Here is a 21970-nt window from a genome sequence, read left to right on the forward strand (position 1 = left end):
ACAATTAAGAATTAAGAATTAAGAATTCTATAATATATATTATGGAAAATGGAGTTAGAGTTAAAATAATCTTTAGAGTTAAAATAATCTTTATTTGCATAAACTAATGATTGGTGCATTCGATTGGATTGGTGCATTCGATTGGATTTGAACCAATGACCTTTGCCTTCGGAGGGCAACGCTCTATCCAGCTGAGCTACGAATGCAGACGATTTATCGCCTTAATTTAATATTAATTTAATAAGAGCGATCCAAAATAAATCTAATAATCGAAAACAAATAATCTTTATAAATATTCTGAACCGGAATTTTATTTAATAACTTATTTGTTTCATTTTCTAAGTTACTCAAATAATTAATTGTTTCATTGTAGATTTCATGCTTTACCATTAAGTCACGTATTTGCATAAACTCATCATTAGTACGCTTATCACATTTAATTATATTTTCGAGCCAAAGCTGTGTGTCTTGCTCTAGCTTATTATATAAAAAAATCAGCGGTAACGTAACTTTTCCTTCTAAGAAATCATCACCGATATTTTTGCCTACCTGTTTATCATTACCCCAATAATCAAGTAGATCATCTATAACCTGAAATATCGTACCGAGTAATTTCCCAAAGTCCTGCATATCTTTAGAAACATGGTCTAACTGCTCTGCTATAATAGCTCCAACTTCACAAGAAGCTCCAAATAGTTCGGCGGTTTTAGATTTAACTATTTGCTGATATTCTTCGATAGTTATAATGCGTCGCTCATTTAGCTTAACTAGCTGTACTACCTCCCCTTCGGAAATAATCGCTGAAGCTTTAGCTAGAACATTCATAGCTTTAATAGAACCGGAAGCTATCATTAACTTAAAAGACTGACTAAAGAGGAAATCACCCACTAAAATACTTGTTTTACTTCCCCAAATAATGTTAGCCGTAGGTTTGAATCTTCTTAAAGTGCTGTCGTCTACCACATCATCATGAAGCAATGTGGCGGTGTGAATGAATTCAACGGCACTTGCGAGCTTTATATGATTATCGCCTTTATAATCAAACATTTTAGCGGTTATTATAGTTAAAAGCGGACGAATTCTTTTACCGCCTGCCTCTAGTAAATATTTACCGACCTTTTCTATTAACTCTTCATCACTTTTTAAACAGCTAATGATTAAATCGTTTAACTTAGTTACTTCATCTAAATCTTGCTGTATTTTTACTATAATATTCATGGTATTTTTATAAATTTTTCCGTCATTGCGAGAAAAAATTGAAAATTTTGACTAAGCAATAATGACGATTAACTAAGTTCATCGAGTATACATTCCTCTAATATTTTTTGATTAACATTAGGAATTAATTCCATAATTTTTTCTTTTACGTTTTCTCCCGGTTTCACTTTTTTTACTGCTGCTTGATATAAAGATAAATAATATAAAGGTATAAGTTTATTTATATCATCTATATTACCTATTTTAGCTTTGTTTAAATCGGATAAATCAAATACATACTCAATACTAACGTCAATTAAATTAGATGAATTCGGGTGATCGGAAATGGTTTTTAAAAATGATTTTAGAGCATCTCCGTATACTTCTTTGCTCTCTTTGGATAAGTTTTTAAAATCCCCTACCCCATATACATATAGACTTAAAACCTCTATTATTCTAGAGTAATCATTAATTACTATCGTACCTTTACTGTAAGAATCTTTAAGAGCATTTACTATAGTTTCATTTGTTATATTAAATCCCGATGCGTTTGAATATAGACTTAAAGCATTTATCTGTGCTCTAGTTAATTTATTTAATTCAGTAACTAAATTAATATTTAAATTAAAATTATATTGCCTATCTTCAAAAATACTAAAATTATTATTATTTAAAATATAGCTTAGTTCATTATTAAAATCTTTATATAGCTTATTATCGAAAAGTTTAAACAGATGTTTAAACAGATAGGTTTGCATATCGTAATATTTCTTTATAAATTCTAATGAACCTATTATAAAACCCGGTTTTAGCTTAAATTGCGAATCTACCAAAAGATCAATATTATTATTGCCGAAATCGTTTAACTTACCTTTATATAATAAATTAATATTATTTTCAAAGTTATTACTATTTATTTTTGCATTAGTAACTTCAATTGTTAAATCTTTAGCAATATCTTTAAAATGCAAACTACTAGTACTAATCAAGAGATTACCAGAAAATTTGAAATTATTATTCCAAGCGGGTCTATATAATAATAAGCCGGCAGGTATTATTCTATCTTCAAGGTCACTTTTTACTATTTCGGTTTCATAATAAATTTCTAATTTTTGCGGTATATTATCAAGGAAATCCTGTTTACTTGTATAATACTTACTTTTGTCAAATAACATAGTAAGTATAGTATGATCTTCTTCATATAATTTTTGATTATCGACTAAGTCAAAAATTTCTGTTTTACCGGAAGTAAATTTAATATTTTCTATTAAATTTATAACTTCAAATAAATCTTTTTTTGATCGTACTATTTCAAATAATTTAAAATTTAACGGTATCTTTGCTGATAATATGCAGTTATCATTATAAAACCTTACTCCAAACCCTCGTTCAACCGGCTTAAATTGCCCGAATGCTTCTCCGGAAAAATTTATAAATAATTTCTGCTTAAGTAGATCATAACCGATATTTATCGGTGTGGTAAATTCAATTGCTCTATTAATACTCTCTTCTTGCCAATTAATTACCGAAATACCTAATTTAAAAGGAAAACCATAGGGCTGAACTTTGGAAAATTTAATAAGATATTGCTGATTAGGATTATTATCAGCCTCTTCTATATTAAGGTTGGTACCGGCATATTTTTGATTTATAGAATGTGATAAAGAGAACATAATGGTAAACCACAGCCCACTATATGCGAGTATAATAAAGATAGTTATAAATAATATTATTTTAAGAATTTTTTTCATCTTTAAATCGGCTTTGTTGCGTGGATCGGTTTTTCCAGTGTCATCCCGCAACTTGATCGCGGGATCCAGTTTTTTTAATTTGTTATAGATACCGTGTCAAGCCACGGTATGACACTTTAGCTACTTACACAGCTCTATAGCTACTTACACAGCTCTATATATTCCTTATTCAATTTTATAACGTTCCAAATCCATAAACTCATCATAACTATAAAAATTACTAATAAATATATTATAATAGAATCAAAGGTAGCAGTTGGAATAATAATAAATATCAAAGACTGTATAAATGCTCCAAGCGATTTACCGAATTTAGTACCTATTACCTCTACGGCAGCTTTTCCCTTAGTTCTAAGTTCTAAAGATAAAGGAATATACGCCATTTCTTTTGTTGAATCGAATAATGAATATTTGGACGATTTACTAAGTATGTTCTGAATTGCTCCAACAATAATCGCTGCATATAGAAGATTAAAATCACCGAAACATGCTCCTATTTCTTCAATAAAAATTATAAAGATAAAAAACACCAGGCTGGTAATAGACAACATAATAGGAGTTAATAATGTAGAAATGAGCCAACCGAGTCTTCTAAGAATATTGCTGCCTATTACCATGAAAGTAACGCATGATATTCCCATCCAAATATTAAACCTGCCCATAAAGTTAACATAGTCTATAGTGTTCGGATGTAATTCTTTTATTTTTGCTTTCCAAGGTCCTTCGACTATATTTATTAATAATCCATAACAAATTATTAGTAAAGCAATACGACCTATATATTTTGAGTGAATTACTAATTTGATACTTTCAATTACCGAAAGTTTTGTTTTCGTTTTAGCCGTAACTTTTTTTGTATCTAAAACATTTATGGAATCCGTTAAAATAAATCTATTTATTATTCTAAATAGAAGCATAGCAATTATTCCTGCAGTAACAATAATTGACATGATTGGCTGAAGCATTATAGCATTTCCGGCAGATGAATTAAAAGAATCCGGTAACAATTCTGAATCAATGACGTTCTGCCCGCTTGAGAAAAAGACAAGTACGCTGCCTGCTATTATAAGACCGATATTGCCGACCATTCCAAGAACTGGATAGAATCTTTTAGCTTTAGAAGTATCAAAGATGTGATTGGCAAACTGCCAAAACATTAAGTTTATGACTACTGCACTCCATAATTCTGAGAAAATATACATCAGCGCATAACTCCATTTACTACCTATTTTAATGAACCATTTAAAATTAGGGTATGAAGCAATTAAATTATTTATCATTTCATCATTAGGATGATAAATATCTTGATTTGGATAAATAATATAGGCAAATAATAAGAAAAATAGTAAAAAGCTGCCGACTATAATGTAGAAAATATATTCAAAATTTAATTTATTACTAAGCTTAACATAAAGTACGGTAAAAATTACGCACGAGGGTAATACTAACCATAATTTTAAGAAACTAATAATTTCAGCCCCCATAGAGGGTACTACTAAACTATCTTTGATAGATCTTAAAGCCCCAAAATTAAAAAGGATACATGACATCATTAAAGCCATAGGTATAAATAGCTTTAATTCTTTCCTTTCTATAGGCCAAATTATTTCTTTAACTTTTTCAAAGAAAATTTTAGGCGGTAACATTTTTATTGTAACCTTACATATTAAAGTTAACTTTTAAATCTCTTAAGTGCTAAAGTCAATTAAAATAATTAATTTATACTACTCCAAGGTGTTATTTCTCTATATCGCCAGTAATATTTAAGTTCCAATATCCATAATACAACTTGTATTTTTATGCATTCTGTAATTACTTTTGGAAAACCAAAGCACTCCTGAGTATAGATTATATAGAGCTAATTTTGTCCTACACCTTGAATAAGATTAAGGAAAATGATAAAATAGAAATAGAAAAAATGCTTAAATCGCATTTAAATCCTGAATTAGGAGGAAAACTTATGAATAGCTTAGCTCATAGCTGGAAACAAGAAGGTATTGAAGAAGGTAGAAAAAAAGAGAAAATTACTATGGCTAAAGAAATGAAAAAAGAAGGACTTTCTTTAGAAGCTATTATGAAAATAACAAAATTAGATAAGAAAGATATTGAGAAATTAAAATAACATAATTACATTACATGCCGCAAATAAACAGAATACTCACATTTTTGCATATTAAGCCTATAGGAACTTAGAGCTAAAGGCATATATACTCGATCAACTTCAAAAATTGGCTAAGTCGCCTCATAAGTTCTGTGGTGCTCACGTATTAAGTATACGCTCCGCTCCTCGCCTTATAGACTCCTTGCTCTTTTTGAAGTTGATCTTCGTCTATCAATTCTTCATTTACTCGAAGTATATAAATTCATGTTAAATAACTCTCGTTTATGTATTATTTGGTTGTTTGGACTTGTTAGCGGTTTTAATCTAATGATTACCGGTAATACTTTAAATTATTGGCTTGCTAAAGAAGATATAGCATTGCAAACAATCGGTATATTATCATTTATAACGCTTCCCTACTCTATTAATTTCTTGTTAGCACCGATTTTTGATGCAGTGCAAATTAAATATTTAAACAAAATATTCGGTCATAGATTATCTTGGATTTGCTTAACTAGTAGTGCATTGATATTTTTTATATATATTTTCAGCTTTCTATATCCTAGTACTAATCTATTATTATTTGCTTTCACGGCTTTAATTATTTCTTTTTTTAGTGCCGCCCAAGATACTATATTAAGTGCTTTAAGAACGGAAATAGTACCTAAAGAATCGCTTGGGTTTACTTCAGGAATATATATATTCGGTTATCGAGCCGGTATGCTTTTAGCCGGTTCTGGAGCTATTTATTTATCTATTTATTTAACATTTAATGAAATATATAAAATCTTTGCCGGTTTAGTATTTATTTATTTAATTTTATTGATAGTAGGAATTAAGTATTGTTATTTAAACGAGAATATACATATACAGATAATCAAGAATGATATAAAAAATAATCAAAATAAAAAAAACATAATAAATTTTATATATAATGCGTTAAAACCTATAGGTTCTGTTTATTTCATTATTCTTATATTAATTTTCCTAGTATTATATAGATTACCGGATAACTTAATTAATGTTATGATTAATCCGTTTTTGCTTCATCTTGAGTATGATGCTTTTAAAATAGCAAGCGTTGGAAAGTTTTGGGGCGTTGTAGGAGCTATAATCGGTGGACTTGTCGGCGGTGTTATTATGAAACATAAAAATATATTAAATAGTATATTTTTATTTGGTATTATTCATGCTTTAGGACATATTTTATTTATTTTTCTTGAAATAAACGGTAAAAATTCTTTATTATTATTTATTACGATAGGAATAGAAAGTATTACCGGTGGTATGACGATGACTGCTTATATCGCTTTTATTTCTTCACTCTGTCAAGGTAAATTTCGAGCTACTCAATATTCTTTTCTTTCATCGATGATGGGAATTTCACGCTCAATTTTTCCTATAATTTCAGGCTATATGGTAGTAAATTTTGGTTGGCAAAATTTCTTTTTAGTTACTACTATTATAACTATCCCGTCTTTATTAATATTATTAAAAATAAAAACTAAATTACAATAATGAATGATATATTAAGTGCTTTTTTACATGGCATCGTTTTAGCTCTCGGTTTAATAGTGCCGCTTGGAGTACAGAATATTTTTATATTTAATCAAGGAGCAAAACAGCCAAAATTTAGCAAGGCTTTACCTAGCATAATTGCAGCCTCAATATGTGATACTATTCTTATATGTATGGCAGTTCTTGGGATATCTTTATTAATTCTTGAAATTTCTTGGTTAAAATTATCTATATTTATTGTTGGATTTATTTTCTTAATTTATATGGGATATAATACTTGGAATCAGCCTCCTATTGATCTTACAATGAATTCCGGGGCTTTTTCAGCTAAAAAACAAATTTTATTTGCTATATCGGTGTCAATATTAAATCCGCATGCAATTATGGATACGATTATAGTAATAGGTACTAGTGCTTTAAAGTATAACGGTATTGCAAAAATTATATTTACCTTAACTTGCATACTTATATCTTGGATATGGTTTTTTTCTTTAGCAGTTGCAGGTTATAATATCAGAAAGCTAAATAAAAGTAGTACGATTTTAACCATAATTAATAAAATAGCTGCTATTATTATTGGGGCAGTTGCTTTTTATATTGGAGTACAAATATTGTATGAAATCGGTTTTATTAACTAGAAATATTGAAGAAAATAATGAACCTATAAAGGAAATAAGTAAATCTAATTTAGATTTACGTTATATTCATTGTCCTTTAATTAAATATAAAACTCTAGATTTTAATATCGATATTTTAGATAATTACTCAAATATAATAATAACTAGTAAATATGCGGCAAATATCTTAGCCGGTCATAACTTAAAACAAGATGTTTGGGTAGTAGGTAGTAAGTCAAAACGATTATTAGGCAAGAAAGTAATTTATACTGCTAAAAACGTGGAAGATTTGATTAAGCATTTTCCTCCTGATTTATATGAGCAGACTATATATTTATCTTCAAATGAAATTACTAAAGATTTGCCTAATAAAATAGCTAGACATATCATTTATAATGTAGAATATTTGAATGAGCTGCCCTTATCTATTATAAAAGAATTTAAAAGCAATATTGACTTTATACTTCTTTATTCTCAGAATAGTGCTAAGACTTTTGTAAGATTATTACTTCAAAATAATTTACTAGAATACTTACAAGATAGTTTAGTTGTAGCTATAAGTTTGAAAGTCGCAAATATAGTTAGACCTTTTATAAAAAATGTGGTTTATTGTGATGATCAGAACCCTAACGATGTAATCAAGTTATTATCCGAAAATGCAAAAATTCGATAGTTTATTTAAAAACAAAAATATCTTTTTTATAGCAATAGTAATATTTATCTTATCTTCTTTTACTCTTTATCATAATAGATCCGATATTTTAAAACTGTTTAAAAGTGAAAATAAAGATTTAAGCCAAATTTCTGATCAAGCAGTAGAAAATAAAGAAAATACTACCCTGGAAGAAAAGGAAGCAGCCCCTCTATTATCTACCAAGTCGCTTTTAAATTACGTAAGTTCTTTAAAGTTTCCTGAAGCACCGACTAATTTAGTAGAACCAAAATTAGAAACTGTAGTCAATTCAGCTTCATTCGGATACAAGGAACAAGGAGCGAAGCCTATAACTAATAGGAGAGCGACGAGTGACGATGTAGGCGGATGGGGATCAATTGACTATATTAATTACTTATTAAATGTAAATCTATTAGTATATAATTTCATGCAGGATAAGGATTATAGTAAAGAACTAAGACTAGTAAAATCCCGCCTGCTGCCTCAATATATAAGGAATATTTTAAATAACTTAGAAGCATATAATAATAATTATCTTTTTTCTAAATCAAGTAGTACGGAAGTAATTTTTCCTACCAACCATAAGTGGCTGGAGAAGTTTATCAAAATTGAGAAAAAACCTTCTGCTATGATGGTAAAAGAACAAGATAAAGCTCTAATTTTAGAGAAATTAAACTATTTAATCGATTTTCTTTATTCAGAAAAATTTATGCAGGAGTTTGTAAATAAAGATGTTTAGGTTATTATTAATATGTGCTACTTTTTTACTGCTTTATTTCGGGTTTACTTTAATAGAGAGCTTTGATTCAAAAGTTTTTATTAGTTTATACGATTATAATATTGAGATTACTTTGTTCTTTAGTCTTATTTTAGGATTATTATTACTAATTTCTTGTTTTATTATCATTAGATTTCTAATATTAATTATCGATTTACCGTCTAAAATACATAATATTTTTAATAAACGAAAAATTAATCATGATAGATATGCTTTAATTTTAGCTTTTGCCGAATATATTATGAATAATAAAGCTAAATCTGCTTCTATTGTCCGCAAAAATTTATCTTCTGAAGATCTAAAAGATTCACAAGAATTCCATAATTTAATCTTAGCCATAACTGAAGAGGATGTAGATAGAAAAATTTCCTATTTTCAAAAACTTATTACATCTAAAGAATTTGTTTTTTACGGTAGCAAAAACCTAGCAAAACTTTATTATGATAAATCTTTGTATGAGAAAGCAGAAAATTACGCAACAAAGGCTTATAATTTCAATGAACTTGATAGTGACAATTTAATTACTTTAATGCGTTGTTATGCTAAACTTTCTCTATGGACGAAATTTATTTTTATAACGAACAAGCTTGCAAAATTTCATAAACATGAGTCTATGCCGGAAATTGCTGAGTATTATTTATTAGCAGCGAAGCAGGAAGTAGAAGGTAATAATACGGCTAATGCTATAGATTATTTGGAAACGGCTGTAGATTTAAATTTTTATAACGACGAATTACTAGAATTTTACTTTAATTTAAATGATAAGCTTAATGTTAATAAAAAGATCAAAATATTAAAAGATGCTTTTTGTATTATCCCATCTTTAAAATTAGTGCAGCTATTTAAAAAATTCACTTCTCTATCAGATAGACAAATTTACGAAGAATTAACTCAAGAGTTAGATGCTAAAAAATTAGAATTGTAGACGTTGTGATATGGATCAGTTTTAGCGTCATTGCGAGGAAAAACTAAAGAACCCTCAGCTATAAGCTGAGGGGTTATAAAGTGGAATCGATTAGAAATCGATCATCATTCACAGGTTCGCCTTCCTGTTCATCAATATAGTGCTGTATCATTTCATCAGTTATATTACCTGAACTGACTGCCATATAGCCCCTAGCCCACAAATGATTGCCCCAAAATTGTTTTCTTAAATGAGCAAATTCTTGCAATAAAATTCTTGAGCTACTACCTTTTAAATACTGTACTAACTTGCTAAGAGATATTTGTGATTTATATGAGATAAACATATGCACGTGATCACATGATATTTTCCCTGAAATTATATATACTTCATGTTCCATACAAATCTGCCTTAGTAAATCTCTAGCCCTTTCCGCTACTTTGCCTATCAATACTCTCTTCCTATATTTTGGTATCCATATAAGATGTACTTTTAAATCATACTGACTATGACTATTCTTTCTATAACTTCTCATGTTTCTTGATATAAATTCATTGCTAAAGCAATTTCATTATATCTTCCCTTCGCCTGAAGGCGAGGGATTTCTTATCCCCGAAGGGGGATATTAAAAATTTTGATGAAACAATCTCAGGAGTTTGTTATTATTTCATGAGATTGCCGTGCAGCCTACGGCTGCTCGCAATGACAGATAAGCCGAACCACACAACAAAAACTAATATAAAAATAGTTTCTTTTGGCTCTTACTAATTTCTTCATTTACATTATTATTATGGTGATGATAATTAGATTGGATTGTTATTAAATAATCATTTATTGCTTTAGAAAATTCTTCAGTTTTATAACGAAAGAAATGGTCAGCCCCATTGATAATTTTATAATCAACTTTAATATGGGATTGTTGCTTAGATAATCTATTTGCTAGGTCTTTTACATCATCTGCCGATACTATACTATCATTATCTCCCTGTAATATAAATCCTGGGATAGGACAAGGTGAAAGGAATGAAAAATCATATTTATGAATTGTATTAATCGGTGGCGAAATAGCAATAAAATGATTTATTTCCGGACGTCGCATTACAAGTTGCATAGCTATCCATGCTCCGAACGAAAATCCTAATATCAGATTAGACTGAGCATTTGGGTTATTCTGCTGTAACCAGTCGAGAGCTGCCCCCGCATCAACAACTTCACCGACTCCGTTATCAAATTTACCTTGCGATCCCCCTACTCCTCTAAAATTAATACGTAAGACGGTATAACCGTTATCTGCTAAAATCTTATAGGCATTATAAACTACTTTATTATTCATATTACCCTCATATAAAGGATGAGGATGAAGAACTAATGCAATAGGAGCATTAGGTGAGGTAGCTTTTGCATATCTTCCTTCAATTCGTCCTTCCGGACCGTTAAAATAAATTTGCGGCATAATTATTCATAATATTTAATTTGTTCGATATGATATTTTACCACTTTTTCTTATTAGTGCAACTATTCTTAATTAAAATATGATTGTATTGACGCATACTGCCATATATCCTAAGAGGATATTCCTAAATCAATGTATAAATAGCGGCAGTTTGCCTTTTAAACCACATATTAAGATTCTTAATGAAAAGACTATAAAAACTTTTGAGGATACAGATAAGCAAATTGGTTTAACTATCTCAAATAATATAAAAGAAATGTTTAATAAGTTAGGTATCTAATTTGTATCATCATTGCAAGCGACTAAAAACCTTGTTGTACGACTTCTATGTCATTCCTGCGAAAGCGGGAATCCAAAAAAATAACCTTAATACTAGTACAAAAATTACACATCAATTGACAAAATAAACCTATAAAAAACAAGTTTTTTATAGGTTTTGCTGGATTCCCGCTTTCGCGGGAATGACATATAAAGATGATCTAAGAAAATACTGCTCGTTCGACATAAGAAAAATTTTCTTTTGAACTATGCATCTACGCTATGTTGCACTAAATCCTTAGCAATTTCTTTAGTAATCATCTTTTTTAGACCGTTTTTAAGTTCTTGTCTAACACATCCAAGCATTTGCGGTTCTGCTACAATAATCAACTCCTTATATTTAGCTTGATCAGCAGTAGTTACTTTCTCTAAATGTTTAATAACGCTCCTTGCTGCTTCTTTATGTTCTATATCTTTTAGCGAAGTATGCGGCTCAAAAAGTGATCCTGGGGTAGATTTATTTTGGTAAGGGCTTTGTCTTTTTTCTCTATGGTGGTGATGTTCCTCTAAATCTAAAGATAATTTTAAAGGTTTATTAGTAGTAATTTTAACTCCTTGAGCGTCATAAAGCATTATTTGTTTACTATCGATAACCGCAATTAATTTTAACGGTGCTGTACTTACCATAAATACCTCCATAAGAACTAAGTTGTAATTTTATGATAATACTAATTATTTTTAAAACCTAATATTAATTTAATAATTTTTGCTTTTCACTGTTAATAATTTGCTCAACCTTGTCATTAAGTATACGTACGTCAGTTTGTTCTATTTCTTCTTTTTCTATTACACCTATAATCTTTACCTTTATAGTTCCAGGCTGCTTAAACCAAAACCCTCTAGGCCAAAATAAACCGGCATTATGAGCCATCATTACAATTGGAACTTTAGTAATTGAAGCAAGCTTTACGGCACTTGGCTTAAATTTCACCGTTCTATCAGGCGGAACTTTAGTTGATTCCGGAAATATTATTAACCATAATCCTTCTTTTATTTTTTCCTGACCTTCTCTTAAAATCTGAGCAACCGAGCTATTAGTACCACGGTCAACCGCAATAGGTTTAACCATCCGAAGTCCCCAACCAAGCAAGGGTATATTAAATAATTCACGCTTTAATACCCAAGAATGTTTAGGAATAATCAACTGCATAAACATTTGATCCCAAAAGGATTGGTGATTAGATACGACTATTGAGATTGTTTCCGGTAATTTCTCAAGCCCCTCTACTTCATATTTTAAACCGCAACAAATTTTTGCAAGCCATACAAAAGCATAAGAAAAGATAATGGCAATTCTATATCTTATTTGATAGTTGACATTGAAAAATGTTACGGGTATGTAACATATAAGAAAAAAAATAAATGTAAATAACGATAATAATCCGTAAAATGATAAAATTCTTAAACGCCAGAGCATAATTATTAAGATAATTATATTAATTAAAATGGTATTTATAACATAATTTTACAATGAGTAAAATAAAAAGGTATTAAATGAAAAAAACTGTTCTTTCCGGTGTGCAAGCAACCGGTTCTTTACATCTCGGTAACTATTTAGGTTCAATTAGAAACTGGGTTAAAATACAGGAAGAATATAATTGTTTTTTCTTCTTAGCAGATTTGCATGCTATCACTGTTAATATTAAGCCATCAGAACTTAATAATTCAATTATGGGGGGTCTTGCTGTTTATTTAGCAGCAGGGCTTAACCCCGACAAAGTAACGATTTTTGCCCAAAGTATGGTGAAAGAGCATACTGAACTTGCTTGGCTACTAAATTGTGTTACACCACTTGGATGGTTAAAGCGAATGATGCAATTTAAAGATAAAGCAGGTAGCGATCAAGAAAAGGTTTGCCTTGGGCTATTTTCCTATCCGGTACTTATGGCAGCGGATATCTTAATATATAAAGCCGATATGGTGCCTGTAGGCGAGGATCAGAAGCAGCATTTAGAGCTAACAAGAGATATTGCAGGTGTGATAAATAGGAGATTTGATAAAGAAATTCTAAAAGTCCCGGATATTTTAATTAGTGAAACAGGTACAAGAATCATGAGTTTACGGGATGGATTAAAGAAAATGAGTAAATCTGATATTTCGGATTTTTCCCGTATCAATTTAAAAGACGATAATGATCTTATTCATCAAAAAATAAAAAAAGCTAAAACCGATCATTTAAGCTTTGTTAGCTATGATAAAGAAACAAGACCGGAAATTAGTAATTTATTAGATATTTATAGAAGTTTATCCGAAGAAAGCTTAGAAAAAATAATCGATAATTATCAAAACCAAGGTTTTGCAAAATTTAAAGAAGATTTGGCAGAAATTATTATTACAAATCTACAACCGATACGTGATAAATATTTAGAATTAATGAATGATAAAGAATATTTATTAAAAATACTGCACAAAGGAGCAGAAAAAGCAAGAATTAGAGCTTCTGAAACGGTTAACGAAGTGAAAGAACAATTCGGATTTGTAATTTAAATTTATATATTGCAAGATTTCCCTTGAAATATATAGGATTATTTGGTATGAATCTTCTTGGATAGGTGGCCGAGCGGTTTAAGGCACTAGTCTTGAAAACTGGCGTACGGGCAACCGTACCGTGGGTTCGAATCCCACCCTATCCGCCAGCTCAGTTTATAGTATTATGCCCTTTTATTTTCTTTATAGTGCTTAGTATATTTATCTAGTAAAATCCTAATCATTTTTTGATAAGGAACATGTGCAGTTGCTGCTTCTGATTTAAAAAATTCTACGCTCTCTTTACTTAAAGAAATGGTTACTTTTACAGAATCATCTTTTAATAACAGTTCTCTAGGATGTGGTAAGAAATCTTTTACTATTTTTACTTCCCCTATTTCCCCATCAGTGTATTTTATTCTCTTACCTTTACGCACGGAATGATATCAAACACCTTGAATAATCCATGCAACAAAGCTCTAATTAAAATGAAAGTGCAATTGAGAACTATTCTAAATTTGCTACTTGGGGATTTAAATTATGAGTCAACTTAGTCTTTTTGATGACCAAATAATTGTTTCGGGACTAAAATAGAGTTCAGCATTACGGCTATAATATGATTATAAAAGCCGTTCTATAGATCAATCATATTATTTAGGGCTTTTACCTAAATGGTTACAGGTTATAGCTGATATATAGCATAGGCAATTAAGATAGTGATATTAATAAAAGGATATGGTAAAGTAATTAGAAAATAGTTATGCCAAGTCCATATTCATATGATTTAAGAAAGGGAGTGATTCAATATATTGAGTCAGGGAAAAGAATAATAGAAGCAAGTCAAGTATTTAATATCAGCCGTAAAGTAATATATGATTGGAAGAAATTAAAGAAAGAAACAGGAGATGTTCAATTAAAAACTGGCTATCAAAAAGGGCATAGTCATAAAATAACAGATATGGAAGGATTTAAAAAATTTTTGGAATCTAATAAAGATAAAAGCAGTCGAGAGCTAGCCATCTTGTATCCTAGTAAAGTGTCAGCAAGAACTATAATAAACATGATTAGAAAAGTTGGTTACAGCTATAAAAAAACTTTTCTTCATCCCAAAAGAAATCATAAATTAAGAAATGAGTTTATAGAAAAGATAACCACCATAGACAAAGATAAACTAGTGTTTTTGGATGAATCAGGAATAGAAGATAATGCGTGTCGAGAACATGGCTGGAGCCCAAAAGGAGAAAGATGTTATGGTGAAAAAGTTTTTTACGGGGGTGTCAGAAAGTTTGTGTAAGTTATAAAAATAGTTAAGAATAAAATTAATTAAAACAACTTACATGAGGCTAATATGAAGAATAAGAGTAAAGTATCAAATCCGACTATAGAAAAAGTAGTATCAGAAATACTATCACAAAGTGATCCATCTGAGATATTTGGCAAAGAAGGAATATTTCAGGAAATTAAAAAGCAGATAGTAAATAAGATTTTAGAAAAAGAAATGGAATCTCATATAGGTTATGAGAAGCATTCTAAGAATACCAAGGAGTCAGATAATAGACGTAATGGCAATTATGAAAAGACTCTAATAGATTCCGAGGGTCGTAAATTGATAGTAGAAGTGCCAAGGGATCGGGAAGGAGAATTTGAACCTCAACTAATTCCAAAAGGAGTAAGGAGATTTGAAGGATTTGATGATAAAGTAATATCTTTATATGCTAGGGGAATGACTATTCGAGAAATACAAGGGCACTTAGAAGAACTATATGCCACCAAAGTATCATCTGAGTTAATATCAAAGGTAACTGATGGCATTTTAGAGGAAGTTACTGCGTGGCAGAATAGAGCACTTGATAGTGTATATCCTATAATGTAGATTGTATTCATGTTAAGGCAAGAGACAATCATATAATAATAAATAAAGCAGTTTATCTAGCTATTGGCGTGAATATAGAAGGCAAGAAGGAACTATTAGGTATTTGGATAGGCAAGAATGAAGGATCTAAATTTTGGATGCAAGTAGTAACAGAACTGAAGAATCGTGGTGTAGAACAAATATATGTTGCGTGTGTTGATGGTCTTAAAGGTTTTCCAGAAGCAATAAATAGCATTTTCCCAAAAACCACAGTACAACTGTGTATTGTTCATATGGTAAGAAACTCTGTAAAATACGTATCATATAAAGATTTAAAATTGGTAACAGCTGATTTAAAGGCAGTTTATTCTGCAATAAATGAAGCAGAGGGATTAAGAGAATTACAAAATTTTGCTAAAAAATGGGATGAAAAATATCCAGTTATTTTTGATATATGGCAGAGAAATTGGTCTGGAATAGCTCCGTTCTTTAGCTTTCCGGAAGACATTAGAAAGGCGATTTACACTACTAATGCTATTGAATCAACTAACCGTCAAATTCGTAAAATTATAAAAAATAAGGGGGTATTTCCAGATGATAAATCGATTCAGAAAATAATCTTTTTAGCATTGACAAATGCTTCTAAAAAATGGACAATGCCTATTAAGAATTGGGCCATGGCTTTAAATCAATTTGCTATACTTTGTGATACTAATTTACAAAATTGGGCAAATGGAGAAACAGGTAAGATCTGGTAGATTCATAATTTCAGATGGCATTACTAATAATTTCCTTTTCTCTAAGTTATGCATATTTACTCCATCACGCATGGAGTTAGCACCATAAGAGAGATTCTCTTGAGTTTCAATAATTTCTTGCTCACCAAGCATTAAAGCTGATTTATGTGCTGTCTGCTGATCACTCACTCGAAAAATAAATTTACTGCCAAATAAATCAAGCATTGAAGCTGCTCCTGCATGGCCATATATCTCCTCTAATTGATTAATATTCTGCATGCCTGCAACAACGCAGCCACCATATTTCCTGCTTTCAGCTAAAGCTGTAGGGAGTGAAGATATCTTTTGTAAAGCTGGCAGCTCATCAATTACAAACCACATATTACTATGAGTATTATTGATATTCCTATGCATTAATGCTTTTATTGCTATGCTAATCCATGCAGCAATAAGTGGTCGTAGCATTACTCTTTGGTTAGGAGTACTAGTTATAAATAACCAACCTTTGTCCGCAATAAACCACTTTCTAATACTAAAATTACCTTTAGGCTTTAAATATTGCAACACTTCAATATTTTTACTAATAGTTGCTTGAATACCTGAGGAAGTCTCAGGTGCACTACTGCTAATTATACCGGCTACTGCACTGTTTTTAAAGATCCTAACAAATTCTTTATTATTTGCATAAAGAATAGTATTTACAAGCTTTTTGATGTCTTTACTATCCTGATATAATCTTAATCCTTCAGCTAATACTAACTCAGCACTTTTAGCAAAAAAATCATCTAATTTTGGATTATAATTGCTAAAACTACTTGCTATATCATTATAATCCCAAATTTCATGACAATCATTCCACGGTAACCAATGCTCTGTACCCTCTTGCAAAGGATTAAGTATCTTATCACATTTTGGATCAAAAAATCGATCAGTAAAGCTACCTGTTAAATCAACAATAATTGCTTTACCATACTCTTTTCTAATCTGAGGTAACAGCTCATTTAACATGTTAGTTTTACCACTACCTGTAGTACCGGTAATAAGAATATGTCTCCTTTCACTATCTTTAACTAATGGTAATCCAGAAAAGCAAATGTTAGCAGCTTGTTTGTTTTTATAAAGCATTTTTGCTAAAGTTTTAGCTTCCACAAAATCTGCTCCCCTAATCTTATCTTGGATAACAGCTTTTTTACCTCGATACATAAAAAAGATGATAGCAGTAAACAGACCAATAGTAAAAGTAATAATACCTTCTTGCCAAGCTGAATGCAATAAAAATTGCCCAAATTGATTGATATTATGTGAATGCGGTGTAACATGCCAAAATTTATGAACAAATTCTTCAGCATTACGGTAAACCCAAGCTTTTTGCTCTAAATAATAGAATTTAATACCTATTTGATCTATAGGATAAAAATGTTCTCCTATAGCAAGTTTTAACTCCGCATATCTCTCTATAATAAAATAATATAAGCTTACTAAGGATAATTTCTGATATGTACGCCACATTAACCAAACTATGGTAAATACCAAAGCAACTGTTAAAGCATTGATACTTCCTTGACTAAACATTCGTAGCTGATGAGCAAAGATTTGTGAACCACGAGTAAAATTATTTTGATTTTGTGGTTGCATAGAATTACAAATTATCTTGCATTATCTTTAATTTTTTCTCAAACTCATTAGCCATCAGATCATTACCTAATTTCCTTAGACCTTTAATTGCTCTTTCATATTCCTCTATAAGATTAGGTCTATATTTAAGAGCCAAGTTAAAGTTCTTTGTAGCTTCTTTGTGTTTACCTAAATTAACTAAAACAATACCTTTTTCAAAATAACTTTCAGCATAATCAGCTTGATGCTTAATAGCTAGGTCATAATTGCTCATTGCATCTTTATGTTTACCTAATTTTCTCAAAGATGTACCTTTGTTACAATATGCCGCTGCATAATTTGGTTTATGATTAATGGCTAAATCATAATTTTCAATAGCTTCTTGGTGCTTACCTAATATACTTAATGTATAGCCTTTCAAATTGTATGTTGCTTCATCATCAAGCTTATATTTGATAGCTAAGTCAAAACTTTCAATTGATTCTTGATATTTTCCTAAATGCATTAAAGACGTAGCTTTATTATAATAAGCGTTTGCATAATCAGGTTTATACTTAATCGCTAAATCACAGTTTTCTATTGCTTCCTGATACTGCCCTAAGTTTATTAAAGATATCCCTTTATTATAATAAGCTTCTGGATATCTTGAGTTATATTTTAGAGCAAGATTAAAATTTTCTATTGCTTCCTGATATTTTCCTAAGTCATTTAATACACTGCCTTTATTATTATAAGCTGCTGCAAAATATGGCTTATACTTTAGAGCTAGATCATAATTTTCTATTGCTACTCGGTATTTGCTTAATTTTTTTAAAGAATTTCCTTTATTACTATACGCTTCTGCAAAACTAGAATCATATTTGATTGCTAAATTATAATTTTCTATTGCTTCTTGATATTTTTTTAAATCATCTAAAACCATTCCTTTATTGTTATAGCACTTAGCACAATTTGGGTTATGTTTAATAGCTAAGTCATAGTTTTTTATTGCTTCTTCATATTTACCTAATTTATAAAGAGAACTACCAATATTAAAATATTCTTCTGCTAAAATGTTTAGATCTTGAATCTTGCTTTGTGGATCTATTGGTTGTGGTTTTTCATTAACAATACTAGTGGCAAAAGCACTGCTAAAAAATATTAATGGTAAGATAAATATGAATGCTATTTTTTTTATTTTGTATAAATTTCTTCTTAATTATTTTCATTTTTATAGCCTTGTAGTTTAATGTTTCTTTTTTTTCTTGCCTTATCGCTAATCCCAAGATTATCTGCTATTTTTTGACCAGTTCTTACAATCGTTGATTCAGGAGTTTTATTAAATTCATCTTCAAGCTGTTCCCTCTTATTTTTTACTTTATCAGATAATTGCTCAAGAGTCTTGACTTTTTCTGCTGTATGATTATCTGAATTATTCATTAGCACTTGTTCTACACTTTGATTATCAATATCATGATTTCTATAATTTATGTCAGTTGCTTGGTCATTTAATATTTGAGTATTTTTATCAAAATCTGAACGTAAATTTTCTTTAGTTGGAATATAGTAGCTACTTTTAGAATTTAAGTTTTGTGGTATAGTATTATTAATTTTGGCTATATCTAAAGCGATTTGTTCTGCTTCTTGTTGTGAGTACTTGCCCACATAGCTGCTTGCTCTTTACTGCTTACTCCAGGAATATTTTTGTCAATTATGCTATTCAATACTGGCTCGTTTAAATTGCGATCGATAGCAGTAGAGTTTTGTGATATATAATTCATATTATAGCTTAATTGCTTCATATTTTGTTTGGTTTTTGCTATTTCTTGTCCCACAGATTGTTGCTCAGAAAAATTATTATTTAAATTATTGCTAAGTGAATGCAGATCGCTATTTGTATGACCTAATCTTCCATCTTTGGTAGCACTCTGAATCTTAGACAATGCTTCATTATATGATTGTTGTTGATTTACTGATTGTCCTCGCTCTTTGCCTTGATCATTAGATGATATAACGCTTGATCTTGCACTACCAAAAATAGTGTTCAATCCTATACTGCCCTCAGAATTAGTACTAGTACCCTTCTTATTGCTACTGCCCGTATGCTCAGTAGTAGAGGTGCTATCTGAATTTATCTGTTGCAATGCCAAATACTCACTATCAGTAATACCTATGGATTTTGCTTCTTCGTAGCTTAACCTTTTGCCTATTTCAGTTGCCATAGAATTTCCTGTAGTAGTTAAGTCACTGTATCGATCATTGAGTGAGTCAAGATAACTTTGTGAGCTCATAAACTGAGATTGATAACTATCCTGTAATAATTTAGAAGAACGATAATTATTAACTAGTGAGTCAACTGCTTGAGTCAGTACTTGTCTACCACTATCAGTACTGATCACTCTCATTCCCCCATCATCAATAATTCCTCCTGCTAATTGCAAAGTTGGGGTAAGATTTTGCTGGGTAATTGTTCTATTACCGATGTTGTAATTATCCATAGAGAGGTTATTATCAGCAATATTAGTACCAATATTACTTGCAACTGGTACTGGAGAAAATTGATTGACCAAAGTAGTAGTTGCATGGGCACACGCCTTTAATACTGCCCAAGATAACATCGGAACTGAGGCAGCTAACATCTGAAATGTTGCAAACTAATGCAACAGAATTTCTGAAAAACTTCCCTGCGATAAGATATTTAAACCAGTAAGGTGACTCACGCCTTTACCGGCTAGGCTAATCATTCCTAAACAGTGAATCACAGTAAAAAATACCGACCAGCTAGTTACCCAGATAATCAAGGTTATCCAGGTCTTAAAGATAGTATAACCGCCTGGCAGCAACGACATTGGAAATACTACGAAAATGAGACAAATCACCAAGGCAAAAAATACTGATTGTAAGATAGGCATTATATTTGCTGCCATCTCTCCTGCAACCAGATAAGAAAAAGATTGTTGAAATAATCCTCTTGTTGCGTTCATACTAACTAATTGAGGATATATTCTAGATAGCGAAAACTTCTCTCTTAAATCATCATAAGCCTCGCGATTAGCATTTAGTAGCATTGCTTGCCTCATCCACTGATGAATATCCGTTTGCTCTTTTTGCAGATATTTTAAAGTATCAGCAGTCATGGCTTTTAATCTAGTTGCTAATATTTCTTGCCTATTAGACTGAAATCCTATGCTATGAGCAAATTTAGTTAGTAACCCATCATTTAATTCTTTATTAATAGCTGCTTTAATTAAAGGCGTTACCTGCTTACAGGTTTTAAAAGAAATAGCAGAGCTCACTGGATCTTTATAATAAATGCCAAAATTATTAGGCATATTCTGCTCAATAAAGGCAATTACATCACTTGCTCTTTGTGCTTCTGCTTTTTTACCTAAAATATTGCCAATAATGTATGGTTTCATAAAGCATTGCCTTAAGAATTCTTTTGCGTTGGTTAAAGTTACTGGATCTTCTATTTGAATATCCTTGATTTTACCAATAGCTTTTGCCCCAAACATAATACCGTTCTTCCTGCTTGATAACCCTTCATCAGGTGGAAGTAAATGCTTTTCTAACGTCTCTGATAAAGAGTAACTTATTTTTGATGATATAGAAGCAAAAAAAGCAACACCTACTGGAATATTATCAATTTTAACAGGAGCCTGCATTGATATTTCATCCTTAAGCCATACATTTGCTTTTGGAGCAAATAAAAAGATAAAAATAAATAAGGATGGAAAAAACCACTCCATAGCAAAAATACCAATATTGCCTCTAAAAATAGCTCTTGTTGCTGCCCAAATTCCACCAATTGTCAAAGCAAACTGACCTACCGGAGTAAAATACTCACTATTTGAGGCAAAGACTCTTCCTATGCCATTAAAAACTTGCCATAATATGTCTCCTCCACCAAATGTATGTATTACGTAATCTGTCATATTCTTTTTATTTTTTTATCTTTTTTGCTTATTTTATACCTACTTATCTACTTGCTTATCTAATTTTAATTTATAAT

19 protein-coding genes, 2 tRNA genes and 2 pseudogenes are annotated in these 21970 nt (G+C 30.4%); 11 read left to right on the forward strand and 12 right to left on the reverse strand.

Going from position 1 to position 21970, the window contains the following annotated elements:
* Positions 1 to 129 precede the first annotated feature (129 nt).
* The 4 genes from REIS_RS03425 to tlc3 form a co-directional block, all read right to left on the reverse strand.
* Positions 130 to 206: transfer RNA gene (locus REIS_RS03425), tRNA-Arg, on the reverse strand.
* Between the two features lie 31 nt (positions 207 to 237).
* Positions 238 to 1218 (reverse strand): polyprenyl synthetase family protein, encoded by a 981-nt coding sequence (locus REIS_RS03430; protein ID WP_008579869.1) that lies wholly within the window; start codon positions 1216 to 1218, stop codon positions 238 to 240.
* 68 nt (positions 1219 to 1286) lie between these two features.
* Positions 1287 to 2948 (reverse strand): hypothetical protein, encoded by a 1662-nt coding sequence (locus REIS_RS03435; RefSeq protein ID WP_037213963.1) that lies wholly within the window; start codon positions 2946 to 2948, stop codon positions 1287 to 1289.
* Positions 2949 to 3088: 140 nt separating this feature from the next.
* The gene (gene tlc3 / locus REIS_RS03440; protein ID WP_008579871.1) at positions 3089 to 4594 is read right to left on the reverse strand and encodes a nucleotide exchange transporter Tlc3; all 1506 of its coding nucleotides are present in this window, start codon (positions 4592 to 4594) and stop codon (positions 3089 to 3091) included.
* Positions 4595 to 4824: 230 nt separating this feature from the next.
* Between tlc3 and REIS_RS03445 the strand changes: the two genes are divergently transcribed.
* The 6 genes from REIS_RS03445 to REIS_RS03470 all read left to right on the forward strand — a co-directional run bounded on the left by REIS_RS03445 (position 4825) and on the right by REIS_RS03470 (position 9560).
* Positions 4825 to 5070: a hypothetical protein gene (locus REIS_RS03445; protein WP_008579872.1), complete on the forward strand. Its 246-nt coding sequence runs from the start codon at positions 4825 to 4827 to the stop codon at positions 5068 to 5070.
* A 243-nt stretch (positions 5071 to 5313) separates the two neighbouring features.
* Complete coding sequence (locus tag REIS_RS03450) at positions 5314 to 6567, forward strand: AmpG family muropeptide MFS transporter (protein ID WP_008579873.1); 1254 nt, start codon at positions 5314 to 5316, stop codon at positions 6565 to 6567.
* Positions 6564 to 7205, forward strand: a complete 642-nt coding sequence (locus REIS_RS03455; RefSeq protein ID WP_172643960.1) for a LysE/ArgO family amino acid transporter — start codon at positions 6564 to 6566, stop codon at positions 7203 to 7205. Before REIS_RS03450 ends, REIS_RS03455 begins: the two co-directional genes overlap by 4 nt.
* The gene (locus REIS_RS03460; protein ID WP_008579875.1) at positions 7183 to 7857 is read left to right on the forward strand and encodes a uroporphyrinogen-III synthase; all 675 of its coding nucleotides are present in this window, start codon (positions 7183 to 7185) and stop codon (positions 7855 to 7857) included. Before REIS_RS03455 ends, REIS_RS03460 begins: the two co-directional genes overlap by 23 nt.
* Positions 7841 to 8596 carry a palindromic element RPE2 domain-containing protein gene (locus tag REIS_RS03465; RefSeq protein WP_008579876.1) on the forward strand — a complete coding sequence of 252 codons (756 nt, stop codon included), beginning with the start codon at positions 7841 to 7843 and terminating at the stop codon, positions 8594 to 8596. The genes REIS_RS03460 and REIS_RS03465 overlap by 17 nt, the downstream gene beginning before the upstream one ends.
* On the forward strand, positions 8589 to 9560 hold the full coding sequence (locus REIS_RS03470; protein ID WP_008579877.1) for a tetratricopeptide repeat protein: 972 nt from the start codon (positions 8589 to 8591) through the stop codon (positions 9558 to 9560). Before REIS_RS03465 ends, REIS_RS03470 begins: the two co-directional genes overlap by 8 nt.
* Before the next feature lie 73 nt (positions 9561 to 9633).
* Here REIS_RS03470 and tnpA read toward each other — a convergent pair whose 3' ends face one another.
* Positions 9634 to 10074, reverse strand: a complete 441-nt coding sequence (gene tnpA / locus REIS_RS03475; protein ID WP_008579210.1) for an IS200/IS605 family transposase — start codon at positions 10072 to 10074, stop codon at positions 9634 to 9636.
* Positions 10075 to 10272: 198 nt separating this feature from the next.
* Positions 10273 to 10992, reverse strand: coding sequence for an alpha/beta hydrolase (locus REIS_RS03480; RefSeq protein ID WP_008579879.1), 720 nt, complete (start codon positions 10990 to 10992; stop codon positions 10273 to 10275).
* Between the two features lie 151 nt (positions 10993 to 11143).
* Between REIS_RS03480 and REIS_RS17080 the strand changes: the two genes are divergently transcribed.
* Entirely contained in the window at positions 11144 to 11272 is a 129-nt protein-coding gene (locus REIS_RS17080) for a hypothetical protein (protein ID WP_037213961.1), read from the forward strand.
* 245 nt (positions 11273 to 11517) lie between these two features.
* Here REIS_RS17080 and REIS_RS03490 read toward each other — a convergent pair whose 3' ends face one another.
* Both REIS_RS03490 and REIS_RS03495 read right to left on the reverse strand, forming a co-directional pair.
* Complete coding sequence (locus tag REIS_RS03490) at positions 11518 to 11937, reverse strand: host attachment protein (protein ID WP_037213960.1); 420 nt, start codon at positions 11935 to 11937, stop codon at positions 11518 to 11520.
* 64 nt (positions 11938 to 12001) lie between these two features.
* Positions 12002 to 12727, reverse strand: coding sequence for a lysophospholipid acyltransferase family protein (locus REIS_RS03495; RefSeq protein WP_008579882.1), 726 nt, complete (start codon positions 12725 to 12727; stop codon positions 12002 to 12004).
* A 77-nt stretch (positions 12728 to 12804) separates the two neighbouring features.
* Between REIS_RS03495 and trpS the strand changes: the two genes are divergently transcribed.
* Together trpS and REIS_RS03505 are read left to right on the forward strand one after the other, a co-directional pair.
* On the forward strand, positions 12805 to 13797 hold the full coding sequence (trpS, locus tag REIS_RS03500) for a tryptophan--tRNA ligase (RefSeq protein WP_008579883.1): 993 nt from the start codon (positions 12805 to 12807) through the stop codon (positions 13795 to 13797).
* 59 nt (positions 13798 to 13856) lie between these two features.
* Positions 13857 to 13946: transfer RNA gene (locus REIS_RS03505), tRNA-Ser, on the forward strand.
* Positions 13947 to 13961: 15 nt separating this feature from the next.
* Here the strand turns inward: REIS_RS03505 and REIS_RS03510 are convergent.
* A complete protein-coding gene (locus tag REIS_RS03510; protein ID WP_008579884.1) occupies positions 13962 to 14213 on the reverse strand; it encodes a CopG family transcriptional regulator in 252 nt (83 codons plus the stop codon).
* A 323-nt stretch (positions 14214 to 14536) separates the two neighbouring features.
* Here REIS_RS03510 and REIS_RS03515 point away from each other — a divergent pair, with 323 nt between their 5' ends.
* Positions 14537 to 15070 carry an IS630 transposase-related protein gene (locus REIS_RS03515; RefSeq protein WP_008579885.1) on the forward strand — a complete coding sequence of 178 codons (534 nt, stop codon included), beginning with the start codon at positions 14537 to 14539 and terminating at the stop codon, positions 15068 to 15070.
* A 54-nt stretch (positions 15071 to 15124) separates the two neighbouring features.
* Positions 15125 to 16386 (forward strand): annotated as a pseudogene (locus REIS_RS11005) (IS256 family transposase).
* Here REIS_RS11005 and REIS_RS03530 read toward each other — a convergent pair.
* The 3 genes and pseudogenes from REIS_RS03530 to REIS_RS17085 form a co-directional block, all read right to left on the reverse strand.
* Entirely contained in the window at positions 16345 to 18000 is a 1656-nt protein-coding gene (locus REIS_RS03530; protein WP_008579887.1) for a type IV secretion system DNA-binding domain-containing protein, read from the reverse strand. The pseudogene REIS_RS11005 and the gene REIS_RS03530 overlap by 42 nt on opposite strands.
* A gap of 4 nt (positions 18001 to 18004) precedes the next feature.
* Complete coding sequence (locus tag REIS_RS03535; RefSeq protein ID WP_037213956.1) at positions 18005 to 19156, reverse strand: tetratricopeptide repeat protein; 1152 nt, start codon at positions 19154 to 19156, stop codon at positions 18005 to 18007.
* Between the two features lie 17 nt (positions 19157 to 19173).
* Positions 19174 to 21893, reverse strand: a pseudogene (locus REIS_RS17085) (conjugal transfer protein TraG N-terminal domain-containing protein).
* Positions 21894 to 21970: the final 77 nt, after the last annotated feature.

Source organism: Rickettsia endosymbiont of Ixodes scapularis (assembly GCF_000160735.1).
In the GTDB taxonomy this organism is placed as follows: Bacteria; Pseudomonadota; Alphaproteobacteria; order Rickettsiales; family Rickettsiaceae; genus Rickettsia; species Rickettsia tamurae.

What these genes read in the sequence shown, in the direction of transcription:
- REIS_RS03430 (WP_008579869.1), bottom strand. Translation starts at nt 1,218, where the DNA reads ATGAATATTATAGTAAAAATACAGCAAGATTTAGATGAAGTAACTAAG.
- REIS_RS03435 (WP_037213963.1), bottom strand. Translation starts at nt 2,948, where the DNA reads ATGAAAAAAATTCTTAAAATAATATTATTTATAACTATCTTTATTATA.
- tlc3 (WP_008579871.1), bottom strand. Translation starts at nt 4,594, where the DNA reads ATGTTACCGCCTAAAATTTTCTTTGAAAAAGTTAAAGAAATAATTTGG.
- REIS_RS03450 (WP_008579873.1), top strand. Translation starts at nt 5,314, where the DNA reads ATGTTAAATAACTCTCGTTTATGTATTATTTGGTTGTTTGGACTTGTT.
- REIS_RS03460 (WP_008579875.1), top strand. Translation starts at nt 7,183, where the DNA reads ATGAAATCGGTTTTATTAACTAGAAATATTGAAGAAAATAATGAACCT.
- REIS_RS03465 (WP_008579876.1), top strand. Translation starts at nt 7,841, where the DNA reads ATGCAAAAATTCGATAGTTTATTTAAAAACAAAAATATCTTTTTTATA.
- REIS_RS03470 (WP_008579877.1), top strand. Translation starts at nt 8,589, where the DNA reads ATGTTTAGGTTATTATTAATATGTGCTACTTTTTTACTGCTTTATTTC.
- tnpA (WP_008579210.1), bottom strand. Translation starts at nt 10,074, where the DNA reads ATGAGAAGTTATAGAAAGAATAGTCATAGTCAGTATGATTTAAAAGTA.
- REIS_RS03480 (WP_008579879.1), bottom strand. Translation starts at nt 10,992, where the DNA reads ATGCCGCAAATTTATTTTAACGGTCCGGAAGGACGAATTGAAGGAAGA.
- REIS_RS03490 (WP_037213960.1), bottom strand. Translation starts at nt 11,937, where the DNA reads ATGGTAAGTACAGCACCGTTAAAATTAATTGCGGTTATCGATAGTAAA.
- REIS_RS03495 (WP_008579882.1), bottom strand. Translation starts at nt 12,727, where the DNA reads ATGCTCTGGCGTTTAAGAATTTTATCATTTTACGGATTATTATCGTTA.
- trpS (WP_008579883.1), top strand. Translation starts at nt 12,805, where the DNA reads ATGAAAAAAACTGTTCTTTCCGGTGTGCAAGCAACCGGTTCTTTACAT.
- REIS_RS03515 (WP_008579885.1), top strand. Translation starts at nt 14,537, where the DNA reads ATGCCAAGTCCATATTCATATGATTTAAGAAAGGGAGTGATTCAATAT.
- REIS_RS03530 (WP_008579887.1), bottom strand. Translation starts at nt 18,000, where the DNA reads ATGCAACCACAAAATCAAAATAATTTTACTCGTGGTTCACAAATCTTT.